The sequence below is a fragment of the Streptomyces sp. Xyl84 genome, assembly GCF_059731885.1.
The window spans coordinates 846,186-866,314 of the sequence record NZ_AP029183.1; the positions used below are offsets into that span (position 1 = coordinate 846,186).

The following is a 20,129-nucleotide window of genomic DNA, read 5'->3' on the forward strand; positions in this document are numbered from 1 at the left end:
CTCCGGCCGATCCGGCGGCACCCCGCCGGCGGTCAGGATCGGGACACCTGCCCCATCTCCCCGGGCGTCCCCTCCCCGGCCGCCGCACTGGAAGGCCTCATGTTCCGTACCGTCCTGCGCTCCGTCCGCCGCGACCTGCGCCGCTTCGCACTGCCCGCCCTGGCGGTGCTGATCGGTGTCGCCTGTGTCAGCGGTTCGCTGCTGTACAGCCGTTCCCTGGCCGCCGGCGCCGACCGGCTCCAGCGGGCCTCGCGGACCGACGTGTCGGTGGAGGTGCGCGCCACGGGCGCCCCGGGGCCGTCCGGCACCGCCCCGGCACCGGACGAGACGCTGCTGCGCCGGCTGTCCGCCCTGCCCGGGGCGGCCGCGGCACGCGGCACCCTGGCGGGCCCGGCGTTCCTCGTGGCGCGCGACGGCACCCTGGTGGGCCCGGCGTCACAGGCGGCCGGGGTGAACTTCGTACCGGACCGCCGCGGACGGGACCCCCGCTACCCGCTGACGCACGGGCGCGGCCCGCACGGTCCCGGTGAGGTCGCCCTCGACCGCTGGTCGGCCCGGCGCGGCGGGTACCGGGTCGGGGACCGGGTGCGGATCGTCGTACGGGGCGAGGTCCGCTCGGTCCGGCTCACCGGTGTCTTCACCGTGTACGACCCCGCCGTCGCCGCCGGCGGTACGGTCACCGCGTTCGACCAGGCCACCGCGCGCTCGCTGTTCGCGCCGGCGCCGGGCGCGTACGCGTCGGTGACGCTGACGGCCGCCCCCGGCACCCCGCCCTCCGTGCTCGCGGACCGCGTGGCGCGGGCGCTGCCCGCCGGCCTGGAGGCGGTCACCCGCGCGGAGCTGGACGCGCGGGCCGCGGCGGCGCCCGACCGCGCCAAACTCGGCACGCTGCTGCTGGTGTTCGCGGGCATCGCCCTGTTCGTCTCGGCCTTCCTGGTGGGCAACACCTTCACGATGCTCAGCGCCGCACGCGCCCGCGAACACGCCCTGCTGCGGGCGGTGGGCGCGAGCCGCGGACGGGTCCTGCGGACGGTGCTCGGCGAGGCGGTGCTGGTGGGAGCGGTCGCCGCCCTGGCCGGGTACGCGGCCGGGATCGGCGTCGCCGGGGCGCTGAGTGCCCTGTTCGGGCGCGCGAGCGGACCGGCGGTCGCGGCCCCGCTGGAGCCCCTCGCCGTCGTCCCGCTGCTGACGGCCCTCGCCGTCGGGGTCGCCGTCACCGCCGCGGCCGCCTACGTGCCCGCCCTGCGCGCCTCCGCCGTCGCCCCGGTCGCGGCGCTGCGCACCGACCTGCCCGCGGCGGCGCCCTCGCTGCGCCGCCGCACCCTCGCCGGGCTGTCGGCCTCGGCCGTGGGCGCGTTGCTGCTGGCCTTCGCGGGCGGGGACCTCGGGGTGCTCGCCGTCGGCCTGCCGGTGCTGCTCGGCGGGCTGGTCCTGCTCGTCCCGGTGCTCGCTCCGCCGCTCACACGTGTGCTGCGCGCGCCGCTGCGGCGGGTGTCCGGGGTGCGCGGTGTGCTGGCGCTGGCCAATGTGTGCCGCAACCCCCGGCGCACCGCGGCGACGGCGGGAGCGCTCACCGTGTGTGTGGCGCTCGTCAGCGCGGTCACCGTGGCACTGTCGTCGCTGAGCGCCACGGCGGGCCGCAAGGCGCAGGCGGAGATGCCGACGGACCTGCGGATCACCGCCGTCGACTTCGCCCAGGTCGGCGCGGACACGGCGCGGAAGGTCGCGCGGCTGCCGCACGTGGCGGCGGTGACCTCCGTGCGGGAGGCGGCGTTCCGCCTGCGCGACGGCTCGACGCTGTGGACGGCCGTCGTCGATCCGGACGCCGTGGGCCGGGGGCGCCTCGGCGGCCTCACCGTGCGCGCCGGGTCCCTGGACGACCTGGCCCGGGGAGTCGCCGTCAGCTCGGCGCTCGCCGCCGAACACGGCTGGCGGCCGGGTGACCGCCTCACCGGCCGGGAGCTGTCCGACGCCGGGGTGCCGGGCGGGCCCTCCCTGGACCGGCCGGTCGTCGCGGTCTACGACGGCCCCGAGGCCCTGGGCCCGGCGCTCCTCCCCGAGGGCGCCCTGGCGGGGGCCGGCGTGGCGCGCGGCGGCCCGGTCACCTCGGTCCTGGTGCGCGCGCAGCCGGGTGGGACCGCCGCCCTGAAGCAGGAGGTGCGCCGCGCCCTGGACAATCCGCTGCTGGTCGTCCAGGACCGGGGCGACGCCGGGCGGGAGGCGGCCGAGGCGTTCGGTCCGTTGTTGTCGGTGCTGTACGCGATGCTCAGCGTCACGGTCGGCATCGGGGCGCTGGGGGTCGCCAACACCATGGGCATGGCGGTGTTCGAGCGGGTGCGGGAGATCGGGCTGCTGCGGGCCGTCGGCCTCGACCGGGCGGGGGTGCGTTCCATGCTGCGGGTGGAGTCGGTCGTGGTGTCCCTGCTGGGCGCCGGACTGGGGATCCTGGCGGGCGGCGCCGCCGGGGTGGCGGCGGTGTCCGGCCAGACGGGCGCGGTGATCTCCGTGCCGTGGGCGTCGCTGCTGCTGTTCTTCCTCGGCGCGGCCGTGATCGGGGTGCTGGCCGCGCTGGGCCCCGGGGCGCGGGCGGCACGGGTGCCGGTGACGCGGGCGGTCGGTGAGTAGGGCCGGGGCCGGCGGGCGCGCGTTCGGGTCCCGCCTGCCAGGGGCGTTCGTGACCCCCGCCCGCCAGGGGGCGTTCGGGTCCCCGCCCGCCGGCGAGGTGCCGCAGGGCCGGGGCAGGGGCGGCGCGTTCGGGGCCTCCGCCTGCCGGGCGGGGCGCGTCCGGTCCCCGGACCGGTGACACCGCCGGCCGTAGAATGAACCGCACCGGTCCGGTGAAGGGGAGCTGGAGTATGGCCCATGTTCTGACCCCCAAGGGGCAGGCGACGCGGCGGCGGATCGTCGCCGGCGCCGCCGAGGTCCTGCGGGAAGCGGGGATCACGGCCACACTGGACGACATCCGCGAGCGGACCCGGACCAGCAAGAGCCAGTTGTTCCACTACTTTCCCGGAGGCAGGGACCAACTCCTGCTCGCCGTCGCCCACTTCGAGGCCGACCGGGTCCTGGACGACCAGCAGCCGCATCTGGGGCACCTGGACGACTGGGACGCGTGGTACAGGTGGCGGGACTCGGTCGTCGCACGGTACCGGGAGCAGGGCGACACGTGTCCCCTCGGCTCACTGCTCAGACAGGTCGGCACCGCCTCTCCCGGGGCGCGGGCCGTGGTCGTCGAGCTGATGCGCAGGTGGCAGGAGCACATCGCCGAGGGGATCAGGGCCCTGGTGCGCACGGGCCGTCTGCCGGACGCGTTCGACGTGGACACCGCCTCGGCGGCCCTGCTGGCCGGCATCCAGGGCGGAGTGGCCTTCCTGCTCGCCACCGGCCGGCTCACCCACCTGGAGGCCGCCCTGGACTGGGGAATCGCTCAACTGCGCGCCGCGGACCCGACCGCCGTCTGATCGGGACGGGGGCGCGGGCGGCATCCCTTCACCGGACGCCGGGGCCGCCGGTCGGGAGGCGTTGTCGCCTGGTCCGGGGTGTCGGGGTCCCGGGGGTGTCCGGCCCGTGGGGTCCGGGTCCCGGGGCGGGCGCCCCAGGGCGCTGCCGGGCCCTCGGCGTGTCCCGTCCCGGGGCGCCCGGCTCGGCGGGGCCCGGTCGGGGCTGGCCGGTTCAGGCGGCCCGCCGGGGGTGGCCGGCCCCGGGGGTGACCAGCCCGAGGTGTCCGGGTCCCGGGGCGTCCGGCTCGGCGGGGTCCGGTCGGGGTGTCCGGCCCGGTGGCCCGTCGGTCACGGCAGGGCGTCCGCCTTGGCGCGCATCTGCTCGGCGCGCGGGCTGCCGAACGCACGCAGCAGCTCGGCGGCCCGTGTCCAGCTCGCCCGCGCCTCGTCCGTGTCGCCCAGTTCGAGCTGGGCGGACGCGAGGTGGTCCAGCACTTCGGCCTGGTTGTAGTCGTCCTGGAGTTCCTCCAGCAGGCTCAGCGCCCTGCGGTAGGTGGCGACCGCCGTCCCGGACTCGCCCAGGCGCTGCCGGGCGTAGGCGATGCTGTCCCAGGTCGCCGCCTCGTTACGGCGGTTGCCGCTCTCCTGGAGGATGGGCAGCGCCTCCTCGCACATGGTGATCGCCTCCCGGTACTCACCGAGCAGGGCGAGGTACCAGCCGACGGCGTTGAGTTCCCGTGCGAGCAGGGCCGGCCGGCCGAGGGTGCGGTACAGCGCCAGGGCGCTGCGGGCGTGGTGCAGGGCCTCGTCGTAGCGTCGCTGCCGCCCGCGCACCCACCCGATGCTCCGCTCGGTGGCGGCGCGCTCCGCGGGATCCAGCCGGTGCACGTGCTCGAGCAGCAGGTCGACCTGTTCGTCGGCCTCGGCCGCCTGGCCCGTCTCGGCCAGCGCACGCGCCAGGTTGGCTCCGGCCCTGGCGACGGCGACCGGGTCGTCGAGCAGGAGGGCCGCGTCGAGCCCGATGCGCTCGGCCGAGATCTCCTCGGCCCAGCGGCCCGCGACCGCGTTGTACCCGACCCACGCCGTCGGGAGTGCGGCGCGCCGGGGCAGCAGCCGCGCGTCGTCGATGGTCCGCAGCGCGGCGGCCGCGACCGCCTCCTCCTGCCGGAACCAGGCCAGCGCCTCCGCCCGGCCGTCGATCGCGACCGGCACCACGCCGGGAGCCGGGGTGCCGGCCGGTTCGGCACCGAGCCGCGCCTCCAGCGCGTGGCCCGCCACCTGGGCGTTGTGGCGCAGGTAGTCCAGCAGGCGCGTCTGGGCGCCGAGCCGGTCGTCGTGTTCCCGCTCGACGAGTTCGCCGCCGTAGGCCCGTACCAGGTCGTGCAGGACGTACCGGCCGTCGGCGTCGCGGGAGAGGAGGCTGACCGTGGTCAGTTCGCGCAGGTGGCGGCGGGCCTCGGCCATCCCGACGGCCGCGAGGGAGGCGGCGGCCTCCGCGGACACCGCGGGGCCGGGGTGCAGGGACAGCAGGCGGAAGAAACGTGCCGTGCCGGGGGCGAGGGCACGGTAGGACCACGAGAAGACGGCACGGACGTCGACCCGCCGGTCGTCGCCCGCCAGGGCGTCCAGGCGGGGGCTCGCCTCCCGCAGCTCACGTGCTCCCCGCCGCAGCGACATCCGGGGCGCGGCACTGAGCTGGGCGCCGACGACGGCCACCGCCAGCGGCAGGTACCCGCACAGCTCCACCAGCTCGGCGGCCGCGTCGGGCTCGGTACGGCACCGGTCCTCACCGATCCTGGCGGCCAGTGCGGCCAGGGCCTCCTGCGGTGTCCACACGTCCAGGCCGATCAGGGAGACGCCCTCCTCCCCGGCCAGTGCGGAGAGCCGGTCGCGCGAGGTGATGAGCGTCAGGCATCCCGCCGAGGCGGGCAGCAGCGGCCGTACCTGCTCGGCGTCGCGGGCGTTGTCCAGCAGCACGATCAGCCGCAGGGCGGCGGTCCGCTCCCGGAACAGGGCACCGCGCTCGCGCGTGCCGGGCGGGATGTCGGCGCTGGTCACCCCGAGCGCCCGGAGGAACCCGCCGAGCACCTCGCCCGGGTCCAGCGGGGACCCGGAGTCCTCGAAGCCGCGCAGGTTCACGTACAGCTGGCCGTCGGGGAAACGGTCCGCCACCCGGTGCGCCCAGTGCACCGCCAGCGCGGTCTTGCCCACCCCGGCCATGCCCCCGATCGCCGAGATGACGACGTGACGGCCCCGGTCCGCGGCCCCTTCCATGAAGCCGTGCACGGTGTCGAGCGCGTCCTGGCGGCCGCGGAACACCGCGAGGTCGGGCGGCAGTTGCTGCGGGACCTGCGCCGTGCGACGGCCCGGAGCGGCCGCCTGCACCAGCCGCCGCCGCTCCTCCTCCCCCAGCTCCAGCGCGTCCATCAGCTCAGCCAGCGTCGCCTGCCGCGGAAGACTCTTCCCCCGCTCCATGTCGCTGATGGCCCGGACACTCACCCCCGACGCGTCCGCCAGACTCTCCAGCGTCAGCAGCGAACGCTGCCGCGCCTCCCGCAGCAACCGACCGAACACACCCTTGTCCATCCCACCCCCGCGGGGCCGTACCCGGCGCCCTCGCGCCGGGATCACGCGAGCCTAACCGCTCCGGATCCGGCCGCAGGAGCGCATCTCACATGGTGGGTCGGCGACAGCGGGGACGAGGAGGACACGGGGTGAGGAGCAGGGGCGGGCGGAAGGCGGCCGCCGTGCCGGGCCCGAAGGGGCGGCCGCCGGGCGGGGGTGGCCGCCGGGAGGCCCGTCAGTCGCCGCGGAACGCCGGGGCGGTGACGGGGGAGAACGTGGTGCGCCGGGCGGACCGTGGCGGGTTGCGGGTGACCGGGTAGACGGGGAAGCGGAAGTAGGTGGTCATGTCCGCGCGCCGGCCGACGGTGCGGTAGCTGACCAGTTCCTGGAGGCCGAGGAAGGCTTCGAGCGGCCGGGGTGCGAGGGCGTCCACGAGGTCGCGGTACGGCCCGGCGGGGATGCCCTCGCTCTCCAGGAGCGCCGCCACCCGTTCGGTCGTGTCCCGTTCGCTGCGGGACAGACTGCTCATGCGCAGGTACGTCGTCGCCTCCTCGGCCCGGTGGCAGCCCTTGCGGAAGGCCAGGCAGGTCAGGGCGGCCTCGCCGGCGTCGCTGCCGTCCCCGCCGGCCAGGGCCCGGTAGCCGCGTCCGGCCCGTACGGCGTCGTGCGAGCGGGCGCGTGCGGCAAGGGCGTTCAGCTCGTCCAGGGTGGCGGCGGCACTGCGGTGGTAGACCTTCGCCCGGCTCTGCGGCGCGCCGGAGAGGTCGAGGGCGAAGGACTCCAGCTCGTGCCGGGCGAGGTCCACCCCGGCGGAGGTCGCGGCCCAGGCCTCCCCCATGCCCAGGCGTTCCATGGCGGCGTTGACCACCGCCTCGCGTTCACTCGTCCCCCAGCGGTACAGCCCGAAGTACGCCTTCAGAGACAGCGGTTCGCCGGGGCGCAGGACGAGTGAGTGCCACAGGGGGGCCGGGACGCCGAGCCGGCCGTCGAGGAACAGGTCACCGGTGCGCTCGAAACCGTCGAGTGAGGCGCCCAGTCGCTCGGCCAGCCGGACGGTGGCGGTCAGGGCGGTCACGTCGGGCCGCGCGTCGGCGAATCCGATGTCGAAGAGGACCCGTATCTCCGGGCCGGAGGCCGACCACTTCACCGACATCTCCGCCGGGAACCCGTCCTCGGCCACGTACGACGGGTGGCGGCACTCCCCGCCGACCTTCAGGGCGAACCACGGTTCAAGAGCCTCTCTGAGCAGGGCACTCGACGCCCGCGCCTCGCCGGCGGGGACCACCAGGGCGTCGCAGGCGCGGTCCCACTGCGTGCACAGGAACTCCCCCACCGATTCGTTCCACGCGTCATAAAGACCGAAACGAGCCATCCCATTCCCCCGATGTATTTGATTTCCCTGAATTCCTAGGCTTTTCAATGTTTCGTCCATGTTCTGCATGAATGCGCCGGCCGGCCGGATCAGAGCGCCGCGACGGCGGCCGCCGTCTCCTCCAGCGCCTCGTCCACGTGTTCCTGGTGCGTCGCGTACGCCACGACGCACATACGGACGGTCTGGCGGCCTTCGACGACCGTGCTGTAGATCAGTACGCGCCCGCTCGCGTTGATGCGCTGCGGGAGCCGGCGCGTCGCCTCGTCGGCCTCCTGGAGGGCTTCGGGGCTCGCGTCGCGCGGGCGGACCCGGAAGGTCACGGTGCTCAGTTCCGGCCGCCGGGGAACTTCCAGCTCCGGCATGCCGGTGAGCTTTTCGTAGGCGTACTCGACGAGGTCGAGTTTCTCGTCGAGTGCGCTGCGGAAGGCCGACACCCCGTGCAGGTGCAGGGGGAGCCACACACGTGTCCCCCGGTTCTCCCGGCTCAGCTCGACGCCCCGGTAGGCGTAGTCGGGGAGCGCTTCGAAGGAGCCGACGTCCTGGAAGACGCTTCCGGTGCCCTGGTGCGCGGCGGTCAGCACGGCGGGGTCCCGTACGACGAGCGCTCCGGTGCCGAAGGGCAGGAAGAGGGTCTTGTGCGGGTCGAGGGTGACCGAGTCCGCCCGCTCCGTCCCGGCCAGCCGCCGGCGTCCGCGCTCGGTCAGCCGGAAGAACCCTCCGTAGGCCGCGTCCACGTGGAACCAGACGTCCTCCTCGGCGGCCAGGGCGGCGAGGTCGTCGAGGGGGTCGATCACGCCGGCGTCCGTGGTCCCCGCGGTGGCCACCAGCAGGAAGGGACGCAGCCCGGCCCGCCGGTCGTCCCGGATCATCCGCGCCGCCGCCGCGACGTCCATGTGCAGCCGGTCCGTCGTCGGCACGACACGGACGTTGCGCTCCCTGATCCCGGCGATCCGGGCGGCCTTCGCCACCGAGTGGTGGGTCTGGGCGCTGAGGTAGAGGGTCCCGTTCTCCAGAGACTCGCCCAGGCGGCTGTGCCGGGCCGCGACCACCGCGGACAGGTTGGCCGTCGAGCCGCCCGTGGTGAGAATGCCGGAGCTGCCCGCGGGCAGCCCGCACACGTCCTGGGCCATCCAGCGCAGCACGCTCTCCTCCATGGCGGTCAGCGCGGGGGCCGCGGCGGCCAGCCCGCCGAAGCGGTTGACCGTCCGGGTGAAGAACTCGGCGAGCGCGGAGACGTAGATCCCGCCGCCCGGGATCGCGGCCATCACCCGGGGGCCGGCGGTCTCCATCGCCAGGCCGGCGGCCTCGCAGAGCCGGTCGAGCAGCGCGGAGAGGTCGCCGCCCTCCTCCGGCGGTGCCGTCGTGAACGGCGCGACCAGCTCCGCGACGGCTTCCCCGTGCGGTGCGGGGCCGGCCGCGCGCGCCGGGACCGCCCGGACGAACTCCGCGAGCCGGGAGACCATCATCTCCCCCAGCTCCCGCACCTCCTCGGAGGTCACCTCCAGGGGAAGGTGAGGCGGGACACCCATGCACTGTCCTTTCAAGCGGTCGGCCGGGAGCCGTACGCGCACCCGCGGCCGCGCTCACACATGTCTCTGTCCGGAAACGGACGGGGGGCACGCCAGGGTTCACCGGTGTCCGGCGACCGCCGCAGCCGCTTGCACGCCTCTGCGGGCACGCCCGGCCCGGCGCCCCCGTGCCGGACCGACGCTCTAGCCCGCTTCTAGGTCGGACTGGTCAACTTGGGGCAATGCATGGGATGAACGAGGACCGGTTCCTTTCTCGGTGAGAGCAGAACCGGCAGAAGCCGCACGCTGAGCCAGGAGACGGATTCGACCTACCGTCACATCGGTACTGATAGTCCATTTCCCATTAATTCACACAGGCGAGAGTCGGGCGATGTGTCGGATATTCGGTCATTTTAATGGCGTGGTGACCCCGCGCGAACTTCAGACGGTGGGCGCGCTTCAGCGGCACGGTGGCCCCGATGGCCAGGGCAGTGCGCACGACGCGATGTGGTCCGTCGGGAACAACCGGCTGGCCATTGTGGATCTGGACGGCGGCCAGCAGCCGTACGAGCTTCTCGACGGCCGGATAAGAGTCGTCTTCAACGGAGAGATCTACAACCACGAAGAGCTTCGGCAGCGGCTGCGCGCGCGGGGTTACACCTTTTCCGACCGCTGCGACGGGTCGGTCCTCCCTGCGCTGTACGACGCGTACGGCGACGGTTTCACCGAGCACCTGGACGGCATGTACGCGATCGCCGTCCTCGACCGGCGCGCCGAGCCACGGCTCGTGCTCGCCACCGATCACGTGGGCATGAAGCCGTTGTACTACCGGTGGGATCCGGCGTCGGGAGCGCTGCATTTCTCCTCGGAGATCCCCGCCCTGCTCGCGTTCGACGCGGTGTCGCGCACCGCCTGGACGCCGGGGCTGGAGGCCTACCTCGCGACCAAGACGCCCTTCGGCGAGCAGACGATGTTCGGCGACATCAGGGTGCTGCCGCCGGCGACCACAGCGGTCTGCGACCGCGCCTCGGGGTTGCGCGTGCTGCGCCGGGACCCGCCCCGGCCCGGCCTGTTGCCGGGCGACGACATCCCCGGCCGGCTGCGCGCGATGCTGCGCAGGGAGGTGCGCCGGCTCCGGGTGGCCGACGTCCCGCTCGCCTCGATCACCTCCGGCGGCCTCGACTCCGGGCTGGTCACGGCCTTCGCCGCGGAGGACGGCAGCGACCTGCACACCTTCAACCTCTCCTACAAGGGCTCCTGGCCCGGGGACGAGCGGCGCTTCGCGCGCCAGATCGCGGAGCGGACCGGGGCGGTCTACCACCAGGTGGAGCTCGATCCGGCCACCTTCCCCGACCTCGTGTCGGACGTCGTGTGGCACCTGGGCCAGCCGAACGCCGACCCGATCACGCTCAGCACCTACGCCCTCTTCCGCGCCGTCCGGGACGCCGGCTTCAAGGTCGCGCTGACCGGCGACGGCGCGGACGAGGTCTTCGGCGGTTACGACCGGATGCGCGCGGCGGCGGAGGCCCGCGGAGCGTGGGGTGCGTCGTACGCGGACGCCCTCGCCGTCGCCCCCGCGCGGCTGCGGGGCCTGCTCTACACCGAGGACTACGCCGCCGAGGTGGACCTGGCGGCCGCGCTTCCCGAGCGGGCGAGCCGCCTCCTGCGCGACGGCGACGACCCGCTGGGCCGGATCACCGCGTTCGAGATGGAATACCGTCTGCCCGCGTACCACCTGCGCCGCGTGGACCACCTGAGCATGGCGCACTCGGTCGAGGTGCGGCTGCCGTTCTGCCAGCGCGACGTCGTCGCCTTCGGGCGGGCGCTGCCCGGCCACATGCGCATCAGCGGCGGCCGGGTCAAGCGGGCGCTGTACGCGGCCGCCTCCGGACTGCTGCCCATGGACGTCCTGAACCGCCCGAAGCAGCCCTTCACCCTGCCTCTCACCGCGATGCTCGCCCCCGGCCAGCCGCTGTGGGACTTCGCCCAGGACATGCTCGGCGCGAGCCGGCTGCGCTCCGCGGGCCAGCTCGACCCCGGCGCCGTGCAGAACCTCTTCAAGGCCCAGGCCGACCGCCCCGACGACACCGCGGCGCTGACGATATGGGCCCTGCTGGTGCACGAGGTCTGGCGGGAGCGGTTCCGGGCGGGCGCACGGGTGGAAGCCGTGAGGGGAGCGATGGTCGCGTGATCGGTCACATCGCCTACGCGTCCGGGAGTCCCTGCCCCACCCTCGTCCTCGACGCACGGCAGTTCCCGAGGGAGCGGGAGCCGCTCCTGGAGGCCCTCACCGAGGTCCGCCGGCGGCTGGTGCGGGCCGGCGGGGCGCACATACTCAAGATCGCGCTGATCGAGCCTTCGTCGCATCCCCTGTTCGATCTCGACTACCGCTTCATCCAGGCGCTGCCGGACGGTCTGGCGCGGTTCGATCTGCGCGGCTCGTGCGGGCACTCCGTGCTGTGCTCCGTGATGGCCGCCGGGCGGTCCGGGATGCTTCCCCGGCAGGGCCCCGGGGACCGGGTGCGGGTGCACGTCCTCAACAACGGCGATCACCTCGTGTGCGAGACCGAGGAGGCCGACCGGGAGACCGCCCGGTGCACGATGTACTTCCTGCACACGCCCCCGGTCCCGGTGGCAGGGCTGCTGCTGCGCGACGAGCCGCAGACGATTCTCGACCTGGAGGACGAGAAGGTGACCGTCTCCATGGTCTCCTCCGGCAATCCGTACGTCTTCGTCGGCGCGCGGGAAGCCGGGGTGAGCGACGCCGCAGAACTGTTCGCCGGGGGTGCCGGCCTGTTCGACCGGCTGGGACGGATCCGCTCGGCGGCGGCCCGGTTGCTCGACTGGCCGCCCGACGGCGCGTTCCCCAAGATCGCGGTGGTCGTTCCCGACGGAGCCGGGCGGATAGCGGCCCGGGCCGTGACCGTGCCCGGCTGGCACCCCACGCTGGCGCTGACCGGCGCGGTCTGCCTGGGGGCGGCGAGCTGCATCCCGGAGACCGTTCCCTGGCTCGCCGCGCGCGAGGTCGGCTGTCTCGGCGGCCAGGTGGACATCCGGACCACCGGCGGAAGCACGGCGGTCACCGCCACGACCCGGATCGGCGACGGCCGGACCGAACTCGCCTGGGTCGCGGTGGGCAACAAGACCGTCCGGTACCACGGCCCGTTCTTCCCCGAATCGCTCACCCGTTTCCGACCCAGGGAGTTCGGAGAATGTCTGTCGCTTCCAGCCTGATCCGCACAGAGGACGTCGTCCGCACGGTCGGGCCCACCCTCGACCCGCCGATCCTGGACATGCTGCGCGAGTCCGACGCTCGAACCGCCGTCAGCGGCAAGCCCGACCAGCAGGTGCTGTCCGAGCTGCGGGCTTCGGGACTGCTCGCCACCGCCGTCCCGGAGGCGTACGGGGGCGCCGGGGGTGACGCCGCGGCCGTCAACCGGGTGGTGGAGCAGGTGGCGACGGTGAACCCGTCCGTGGCGATCATCCTGTTCCAGCACTTCGCGGTGTGCGCGCGCATCGACGAATGGGGGACCGACGAGCAGAAGGCGAGGTACCTGCCGGCCCTGGCCTCGGGCGAGTTCCTCGCCGCCTCGGCCTGGAGCGAGACCGGGGCAGGTGCCGCCAAGAAGCGGCTGGCCTCCACCGCCGAGCGGCTCCCGGGCGGCCGGTGGCTGCTGAGCGGCGCGAAGGCGTTCACCACCGGCGCGGGGGTCGCGGACCTCTACCTCGTGCTCGTGCAGACGTCGGCGGCACAGGACGACCCGCACAGCAGCTACGGCTCGGCCGGCCAGACCTTCTTCCTCGTGCGCGGCGACAACCCCGGACTGATGCCCGACCTGAGCCTGGAACTGGTCGGCATGCGCGGATCCGCGACGGGTTTCGTCCAGCTCAGCGACTGCGAGGTCACCGACGACGACCGCCTGGGACCGCTCGGGCACGCGACGGCCATCATCGCCGGCGTGCGCGAGAGCGGCGCGACACTCGGCGCGGTGTCGATCGGCATCGCCCAGGCGGTGTACGACCTCGCGGCCGGCCACCGCGCCCGCCTCGACGCGGCCAGGGCGCAGGCCGTCCGGCACCAGCTGGTCTCGCTCAGCACACTGCTGGAGTCGGCGCGTGCCTTCGTCGTGCGCGCGGGCCACCGGTCGTCGGACGACCCGGGCCGGACCACGCTGCAGGCCAAGCTGCACGCCTCGGCCGCCGCCGAGCAGATGTGCCTGGAGGTCTCCCGCATGCTCGGGTCCGCCGGGTACGTCGTCGATCACCGGCTGAACCGGTTGATCGCCGATGCCCGGGCGGTCACCCTGATGGGCCCGACCAACGATCTGTGCCGAGAGCTGGTGGCGGAGTCATGGGAGAACTGAGCCCGCAACGTGCCGACCTCGTGGTGACCGGGCGCCTCGTCACGCCCACGGGGGTGCGGCGGGGCACGGTCGTCGTGTCCGCCGGCCGGATCGCCGCCGTCACCGGCACCGACGAGGCCGCGCCGGGGGTGCCACGGCTCGACGCCGGCGACGCCTACGTCCTGCCCGGCCTGATCGACTCCCATGTGCATTTCCGCACGCCGGGCCTGGAGCACAAGGAGGACTGGGAGCACGCCGGCCGGGCCGCCGTGGCGGGCGGCGTCACCACCGTCATCGACATGCCGAACACGAAGCCTCCGGGACTGACACCGGAGGCGATAGCGGCGAAGGCCGCGCTGGTGGCCGGGTCGTCGCTGGTCGACTTCCGGTTCCACCTGGGCGCCGACCCGCACCACCCCGAACTGCTCGCCGGCCTCGACCCCGCGATCGCCACCAGTGCCAAGGTCTTCATGGCCGGGCACCAGACCGCGCCGACGGTCGTACGGGACCGGGACCAGCTGGAGAGGATCTTCGCCGCCGCCGCTGCCGGCGACGTCCGGCTGGTGCTGCACGCCGAGCGGGACACCCTGTTCACGATGCTCGACGGCGTGCGCGGGCGGCTGCGGGACTACGCCGCCTACGAGCGTTCACGGCCGCGCAGCGGTGCGATCGCGGCCGTGGCGGATGTCATCGGGCTCGTGCGCCGGTACGGAACGAAGGCACACATCCTGCACGTGTCGAGCGGGGAGGAGGTCGACCTGCTCGCGGCCGCACGCGCCGAGGGGCTGCCCCTCACCTTCGAGGTGACCTCGCACCACCTGTCGTTCACCGACCACGACACGCTGCGGACGGGGGCGCGTACCCGTCTGTCGCCGGCCATCCGCTCCACGGCGGACCAGGACCGGCTCTGGGCGGCCCTGCGGCGCGGCGAGGTCGCCACCCTGGGCAGTGACCACGCTCCGCACACCATGGCGGAGAAGCTCCTGCCGGTGCCGGACGCTCCGCCCGGGATCCCCGGCGTGCAGGAGCTGGCCGTCGCCGTCTGGACCGGGATGCGCCGGCGGTGGCCCGGCGAATCCTCCGACGTGGCGATCATGCGCCTCGTCGAGCACCTGGCGGCCACGCCGGCGGCGCTCTTCCGCCTGCCGGGCAAGGGCCGCCTGGAGCCGGGCGCCGACGCGGACCTGGTGATCTTCGGCCCGGACGATCCGTGGATGCTCTCGGCCCACGAGGTACACGCCAAGTGCGGCTGGTCGGCGTACGAGGGGTGGACGATGGCCGGCAGGGTGCTGACCACGATCCGGGCGGGAGAGGTGGTCTGGGACGCGGACGAGAGGAGCTTCGGCAGCCCCACGGGACGCTGGCTGCCGGCCGCGATGCCGCGCGAACCGCTCACGACGCGTTGCGCCCGCGCGTGACCCCAGCGGCTTCCGAGGTGTCCGCCCCGCGGGTGTGGGTGTCAAAGCTGCGAGCAAAAGTGGGTTCCGATCAGCGGACACCGCCCGCCGGGCCCACTTTTGTTCGCAGCTCTTCAGCCTCGGTCTTTCGTGATGGTCCGCTGACGGAGTCGGCGGACCATCACGCGTTCTGCGGCTGAGGGCGGGCGGGGCAGCGGCCCGGGTGTCGCCTCGGGTGGGCGCCGGGTGCCACTCTCCGGGACGGGTGGTGCTGTCGTCGGGCCGGGGAGTCTGCTGGTCAGCCGGAGTTCGCGGTTGAGCGAGCCGTCGAGTGCGGCGGTGATGCGGCTGGTCCAGGGCCGATGTCGGGCGAGGCGCAGGGTCCGTCGACGCCCGGTGGTGACGAGCTGCCCGGCCACGGCGAGCATACGGCGGGGTACCCAGGGTCTGGCGTTGCCGGTCAGGGCGAGCATCGGCATCCAGGCCAGCAGGTCGAGAGCGATCTGGACGATCTCCAGCCAGAGCCGGTTCCGGGCGGTGTGATGGAGGGACAGGTTCCGCAGCCCGGGGACCCGGGCGGCCCGGATGCGGTCCTCGGCCCGGCCCCGCGGCCGGGGCCGGGTTCGAGGTCGGCCGCGTCCGGAGCATGGCTGCCGGACAAAGACCACTCCCGTGAGCGGACTTCGGACCGTGCCTGGCGAACGGAGTCCAGCGCCTTCCCGCCCGATGCGGCGAGGGCGTTGATGAGAGGAGAGTGCCTTGGGCTTCGGCGGGAACAAGGACCTCGGCAATCCTCCGGACAGTCGAGGGGCTTTGGACCGCGATCCCAGCTGGCTGGTCCGCCGCCGTTACTTTCGCGTCAGGGGGCGGCGTGCGCGCATCAGGGGTTCGTCAGGGCGACGTCCGGCAGCCCTGTGGTCGTGTTGTTGTGGTCAGACCGTGACAGAAGTTGCTGTCGTGAGCTGTGCGAGGGCTTCTCGTCAGGCCACGGCCTGTCCGGTGGTACCCGCACGTGATCAGTCAGGGGATGGGGATTGTGCCTGGTTCACCGCCGCCCGTGGACGGGAGCGCCTCGGTCCCGTCTCCGCCCGATGGCTACCGCAACGTACCCGTGTCGGCGCCTCGTCCGGACCTGAACGTACCCCGCATGCCCGCCGGCCGCGGTCTCTCGGACGGTGGCCACCTCGTTGTCGACTTCGAGGTGCTGGAGCGCGCTATCGCAGAAGCCGAGGATGCGGCCGAGGCCGCCGGCGGCCTCGCGGAGAGTTTGGCGAGCGCGGTCCATCGCTCCGGTCCCGCGCCGTGGGGCGATGACCCGGCACTTGGGCAGGCGTTCGGCAGTGTCTTCGCCGAACCACGCGACGCGCTCTTCCACGCCGTCCAGGGGCTTCCGAAGGTCCTCCGGAACATCGCCAGCGACCTCAGCGCCATGGACACCCGCTTCCACGCGGCCCAGGAGCACGCCATGAACGCGATCGCTCAGGCCTCGACCGAACACATCTGAGGAAGGACCGTTCCGCGTGGTAGACGCGCATAACGTCCCGCCTGAGCTGCAGAACCTGCTGCTCATCACAACCGGCAATCGCTGGCCCACCGGCGACGAGACCGCTCTGCGTGCTGAAGCAAGAGCGTGGCGGGAGACGGCCCACTCGCTCAGACTCATCGCCGAACAGGTCACCACCGTCCGGTCCCTGGCAGCCCGGGCACTGTCCGGCGCCGGCGAGGAAGCGGTCGATGCCGTCCTGGCCCGACTCGTCGGTGGCCAGGGTGGGGAAGAGTCCGACGCGGTGCTCCCGCTCCTCATGGAGGCCGCCGACTCCGCAGCGGAGGCACTGGAAGAGGAGGCCCTGCAGATCGAGACGCTGCGCATCGAGATCATCGGCGCCCTGGTCGTGCTGTTCCTGCAACTCATCATCGACTCGGCGCTATGGATGTTCGGCGGAGCGGCCAAGGCCGCTGAGGACATTGTCGCCACGAGGGTGCTGTGCCTGGCTTTCGTACGCCAGGCCGTCGCCCACATGCTGACGCGCCTGACCGAATCCGTGGTCGCCATGGTCGGCATGGCACTGCTTGCTCAGATCATCGAACTCGGCGAAGGCCACCGCCGCACGCTCGACGGACACGAGCTGGGCGTGGCCGCTGTCAACGGAGCGGTCGGGGCTCCCGTGGGCTTCGGCATGGGACTGGTGAGCGGTACGGCGATGGCCGGACTGAAGAACCTGACGAAAATGCCGTTCTTCACCAGGCTGCCGAACAACGCGCAGTCGCTGGCGAGGCTCGGCACCGTGGTGAGCTTCAACGCCGGCTTCGGTGCACTGACAGGCATGGCGGAAGCCGTAGCACAGGACAGCGTCTACGGCCTGTCCGGCGACTGGGTCGCGGGCGCGGCCAACGGCTCCTACAACGCCGTCTGGGGCGCCAGGCACAACGCCCAGAACCCCGCGGGCCGCTTCGCTCTCTCACCGGCCGAGCACCTCGAGGAACTTATCGACCATCACCTTGCGCGCCTCGACAAGAACCCTGGCGCCACAGCCCCTGCCATCCGCCGGGCCGCAGAAGGCCAGGAGCCGGATCGCAGCTTCCTCGACCTTGGACCGGACGACGGTCCGCATGGCCCCGGGGAGAGTTTCCTCGACCTCCGCCCGGGCTCCCCGACCCATGACCCGGATCGCAGCTTCCTCGACCTCGAACCCGACGACGGTCCGCATGGCCCCGGGGAGAGTTTCCTCGACCTCCGCCCGGACTCCCCGACCCATGACCCGGATCGCAGCTTCCTCGACCTCGAACCCGACGACGTCATCAGTTCTGTCTTCAGAGCGCTGCATCCGTCGGTCCCCTGACCAGTCGCCGAATCGCGCTGGCATTTGATCCCGCCGTGTCAGAACGACCGCTTGTTGAGCAAGATCACTGGCGGGGGTCGCGGGGCGGATCGGCCCAGCACCCAGCCTTGGTCCACCACCGGCTGCCGTCGGCCCGCAGCCCCGCCGGGCTGCTGACGGCACCTTCTCGGACGTCCTGACGCCAGCCCAGTAAACGCTGGCAGACTCCGCCCGAGGTGCAGTGATCCACAGCAGCTCACGGTCAGGCAGAAGTGCGCTGCCTGGTGCCGCCACCGCTTCCATTCAGCGGGATCAGCGGATTGGTGACTCGCCGGGACCGCCGAAGCCGACCACGAGCCTCAGATGACTGCTGTGCAGCATCTCCCGCTCCGACCGTACGTAGACCAGGCATTCGTCAGGCGTGCTCTCAGCTCCTCCTCGGAGACGCTTCCGCCGATGAAGCCGTAGCGTCGTGCAAACCCTTCGTCCCCAGGATCTCGCGCGAGCGCGGCGGACATGTACGCCTCTCCCGGAGCAGGCCATCGGGCGAGTCCCGGTGGCAGAGACGCTCGTGGAGCCACAGCCTCGATGACCCACACGGTGAACTGCCTGCCCCGCGAGGTGTCCCAGCACCGGTTCCACAGCACGGTGGGCGCCGTACCGTCCGGCGCGAGCACCGGATTGCGTGCGTGAGCCCGTCGGCTCAGCCCATCGAACGTCGCATGGACGGTGACCAGCGAGACGACGGTCAGGCAGGACAACACGGTGGCGAGGAACGGTGCCACGCCACGCAAGCGGCACACCGCCGGAACGGCCCGCCACACCGGGTGAGCCCCTGGGCTGGCGCCAATCCTTGCGCGTCGGCCCGCTTGACCGTGCGTGCGGTGCAGCACCACACCCCGCTGCCTGGGTATTCGCAGAGTGGCGGGCCGACACCTGGGGGCAGACCTGTCGTGAGCGGACCCGGACGGAGGCCGATCGGTGCCGCGGCAGGCACGGCAGCACCACGTGCGGGCACACGTCAAGCGCAGCCAGGCCGTGCTCGCCTTGGCTCGAAGCCCTCGTTGCGACCGACTCCAACATGTGCGGTACCGGCCGGACGCCCTCGGCGGCTTCGCCGCCGACACCTGGCCCGGCTCTCGACGACGCGACGCCCGGTTCCGCACGCGGCTCCGCATGACCAGTCAGCCCGGACATGATACGTAGATACTGGGCGCATACCTGGTGAAGGTGAGACAAACCTGATGGCAATCATGTGCAGAGTCATGTGTAGTTGCTTTTGAGTCATTGCCCGCCGGCCCTTCTGCGTTCTAGTGTGATGCAGCGCTACCGCACCCGCTGGTTCGGAGAGATTTCGCAGTGCACGCGTTTTTTGAGCGAACCATTCATCGGCCTGCCGTCCCAACCGCCCCTGAACGCTGAACGTCGACATCGCTTGCCGTCATCCCACCTCTTTCCTGGGGAGTTTCAGCATGGACTTCTCTGTTCCGCGACACGACTACCGTCAACGAGTGGAACTGGCCGCGCGCCTCGCTGGCGGCAGTTGTGAACCTCTGCAGACCGTGCTCACCGAGGACCAGGTGGCGGGGAACATAGAGAACTTCATCGGCGCCGTCACCGTGCCCGTCGGCCTCTGCGGGCCGTTCGATATATACGGCACCGAACTGAATGGCCAGTTCGTCGTCCCCATGGCGACTCTCGAAGGGGCCCTGGTGGCTTCCTACGCACGAGGGGCCAAAGCGATGAACGCGTCCGGCGGTTGCGAGGTGGAGGTCTATGGAGACCGATTCCTGCGGTCTGTTCAGTTCACCTGCGCAACGTTGTCCGATGCGGGGAAGCTGGTGGACTGGTGCCACGGTCAAGAGAAACGTATCTGCGACATTGCAGTGATGAACAGCGGGCACTTGAGTGTCGCGGACGTCTCCTACGATCGTCAGGCTACGCGCGTACTCCTGACCATCGCCTTCACGACAGGCGATGCCATGGGAAGCAATATGGCCAGCAAGGCGATCAGCCAGGTCGCGGAGTTCATCACCCAGAACAGTGATCTTGTCGAGCACGATATGCTCCCCTATCCTGAAGACAAGAAGAGCACCCCCCTGCGCCGCAAAGGCAAGCAGGTACTGGCCCGCACGGTGCTGCGACGCGACGTCTTGGAAAGCATGACCCGAACCAGTCCGGAGCGACTGGAGCGTTTTCTGGGGGAATGCAGCAGCACATTGGCCCACCATGCCAGCTACTCGCTGAACATTCATGCCGCGAACGGGATGGCTGCGCTCTTCCAGGCCTTCGGCCAGGACATGGCATACCTGGCCGAGTGCTCCCAGGTGATCGTAGAGGCAAGAATGGTGGGGCCGGACGAGCTGGAAGTATGCCTGACCATACCGAGCCTCATCGTGGGGACGGTGGGCGGTGGTACCGGACTTCCCGGGTTCGAGACCACCCTGTCCATGGTCGGCTGTTCCGGACCGGGAAAGGCGAGAAAGCTGGCTGCGCTGATGGGAGCAGTCATACTCGCGGGAGAGATAAGCTGCGCAACCGCGCAGTGTGCGCATGAGTTCGTCCCTGCGCACGAGTCACTGGGCCGTAACCGGCCTACTTCGCTCACGGGACTCGGCGCGTCATCACTGTGAACTTCGGCGATCTCCACGAAGTCGATTCTTGCCGAGCACCGTGAAATCCAGC

At 72.4% G+C, this 20,129-nt stretch carries 12 protein-coding genes and 1 pseudogene; 9 read left to right on the forward strand and 4 right to left on the reverse strand.

What is annotated here, in order from left to right:
• Positions 1-99 precede the first annotated feature (99 nt).
• On the forward strand, positions 100-2,625 hold the full coding sequence (locus AC6I72_RS35380; RefSeq protein ID WP_498005620.1) for an FtsX-like permease family protein: 2,526 nt from the start codon (positions 100-102) through the stop codon (positions 2,623-2,625).
• Positions 2,626-2,855: 230 nt separating this feature from the next.
• Positions 2,856-3,461, forward strand: coding sequence for a TetR/AcrR family transcriptional regulator (locus AC6I72_RS35385; protein ID WP_498005622.1), 606 nt, complete (start codon positions 2,856-2,858; stop codon positions 3,459-3,461).
• A 327-nt stretch (positions 3,462-3,788) separates the two neighbouring features.
• On the opposite strand, the gene AC6I72_RS35390 is transcribed toward AC6I72_RS35385, so the two are convergent.
• From AC6I72_RS35390 to AC6I72_RS35400, 3 genes are all read right to left on the reverse strand, one after another.
• Positions 3,789-6,026, reverse strand: a complete 2,238-nt coding sequence (locus AC6I72_RS35390; protein ID WP_498005624.1) for an ATP-binding protein — start codon at positions 6,024-6,026, stop codon at positions 3,789-3,791.
• A gap of 214 nt (positions 6,027-6,240) precedes the next feature.
• On the reverse strand, positions 6,241-7,338 hold the full coding sequence (locus AC6I72_RS35395) for a tryptophan dimethylallyltransferase family protein (RefSeq protein ID WP_498005625.1): 1,098 nt from the start codon (positions 7,336-7,338) through the stop codon (positions 6,241-6,243).
• 128 nt (positions 7,339-7,466) lie between these two features.
• Positions 7,467-8,906, reverse strand: a complete 1,440-nt coding sequence (locus AC6I72_RS35400; RefSeq protein WP_498005627.1) for a pyridoxal phosphate-dependent decarboxylase family protein — start codon at positions 8,904-8,906, stop codon at positions 7,467-7,469.
• A gap of 370 nt (positions 8,907-9,276) precedes the next feature.
• Between AC6I72_RS35400 and asnB the strand changes: the two genes are divergently transcribed.
• Genes asnB through AC6I72_RS35420 form a run of 4 tightly spaced genes read left to right on the forward strand, consistent with a single transcriptional unit; the run spans position 9,277 to position 14,646 of the window.
• Entirely contained in the window at positions 9,277-11,076 is a 1,800-nt protein-coding gene (asnB, locus tag AC6I72_RS35405) for an asparagine synthase (glutamine-hydrolyzing) (RefSeq protein WP_498005629.1), read from the forward strand.
• The gene (locus AC6I72_RS35410; RefSeq protein ID WP_498005631.1) at positions 11,073-12,119 is read left to right on the forward strand and encodes a PrpF domain-containing protein; all 1,047 of its coding nucleotides are present in this window, start codon (positions 11,073-11,075) and stop codon (positions 12,117-12,119) included. The genes asnB and AC6I72_RS35410 overlap by 4 nt, the downstream gene beginning before the upstream one ends.
• Positions 12,098-13,249, forward strand: a complete 1,152-nt coding sequence (locus AC6I72_RS35415; RefSeq protein ID WP_498005633.1) for an acyl-CoA dehydrogenase family protein — start codon at positions 12,098-12,100, stop codon at positions 13,247-13,249. The genes AC6I72_RS35410 and AC6I72_RS35415 overlap by 22 nt, the downstream gene beginning before the upstream one ends.
• Positions 13,237-14,646, forward strand: a complete 1,410-nt coding sequence (locus tag AC6I72_RS35420) for a dihydroorotase (protein ID WP_498005634.1) — start codon at positions 13,237-13,239, stop codon at positions 14,644-14,646. The genes AC6I72_RS35415 and AC6I72_RS35420 overlap by 13 nt, the downstream gene beginning before the upstream one ends.
• 305 nt (positions 14,647-14,951) lie before the next feature.
• On the opposite strand, the pseudogene AC6I72_RS35425 reads toward AC6I72_RS35420, so the two are convergent.
• Positions 14,952-15,260: pseudogene (locus tag AC6I72_RS35425) on the reverse strand (transposase); the annotation flags it as partial.
• Between the two features lie 512 nt (positions 15,261-15,772).
• On the opposite strand from AC6I72_RS35425, the gene AC6I72_RS35430 reads away from it, so the two are divergent.
• The 3 genes from AC6I72_RS35430 to AC6I72_RS35440 all read left to right on the forward strand — a co-directional run bounded on the left by AC6I72_RS35430 (position 15,773) and on the right by AC6I72_RS35440 (position 20,077).
• Positions 15,773-16,129: a hypothetical protein gene (locus AC6I72_RS35430; protein WP_498005636.1), complete on the forward strand. Its 357-nt coding sequence runs from the start codon at positions 15,773-15,775 to the stop codon at positions 16,127-16,129.
• 16 nt (positions 16,130-16,145) lie between these two features.
• Entirely contained in the window at positions 16,146-17,465 is a 1,320-nt protein-coding gene (locus tag AC6I72_RS35435; RefSeq protein WP_498005638.1) for a WXG100-like domain-containing protein, read from the forward strand.
• Positions 17,466-18,955: 1,490 nt separating this feature from the next.
• On the forward strand, positions 18,956-20,077 hold the full coding sequence (locus tag AC6I72_RS35440; protein WP_498005639.1) for a hydroxymethylglutaryl-coenzyme A reductase family protein: 1,122 nt from the start codon (positions 18,956-18,958) through the stop codon (positions 20,075-20,077).
• Positions 20,078-20,129: the final 52 nt, after the last annotated feature.

Coding starts and splice junctions, on each gene's coding strand:
- AC6I72_RS35380 (WP_498005620.1), top strand. CDS start 100: ATGTTCCGTACCGTCCTGCGCTCCGTCCGCCGCGACCTGCGCCGCTTC.
- AC6I72_RS35385 (WP_498005622.1), top strand. CDS start 2,856: ATGGCCCATGTTCTGACCCCCAAGGGGCAGGCGACGCGGCGGCGGATC.
- AC6I72_RS35390 (WP_498005624.1), bottom strand. CDS start 6,026: ATGGACAAGGGTGTGTTCGGTCGGTTGCTGCGGGAGGCGCGGCAGCGT.
- AC6I72_RS35400 (WP_498005627.1), bottom strand. CDS start 8,906: ATGGGTGTCCCGCCTCACCTTCCCCTGGAGGTGACCTCCGAGGAGGTG.
- asnB (WP_498005629.1), top strand. CDS start 9,277: ATGTGTCGGATATTCGGTCATTTTAATGGCGTGGTGACCCCGCGCGAA.
- AC6I72_RS35415 (WP_498005633.1), top strand. CDS start 12,098: ATGTCTGTCGCTTCCAGCCTGATCCGCACAGAGGACGTCGTCCGCACG.
- AC6I72_RS35420 (WP_498005634.1), top strand. CDS start 13,237: ATGGGAGAACTGAGCCCGCAACGTGCCGACCTCGTGGTGACCGGGCGC.
- AC6I72_RS35430 (WP_498005636.1), top strand. CDS start 15,773: ATGCCCGCCGGCCGCGGTCTCTCGGACGGTGGCCACCTCGTTGTCGAC.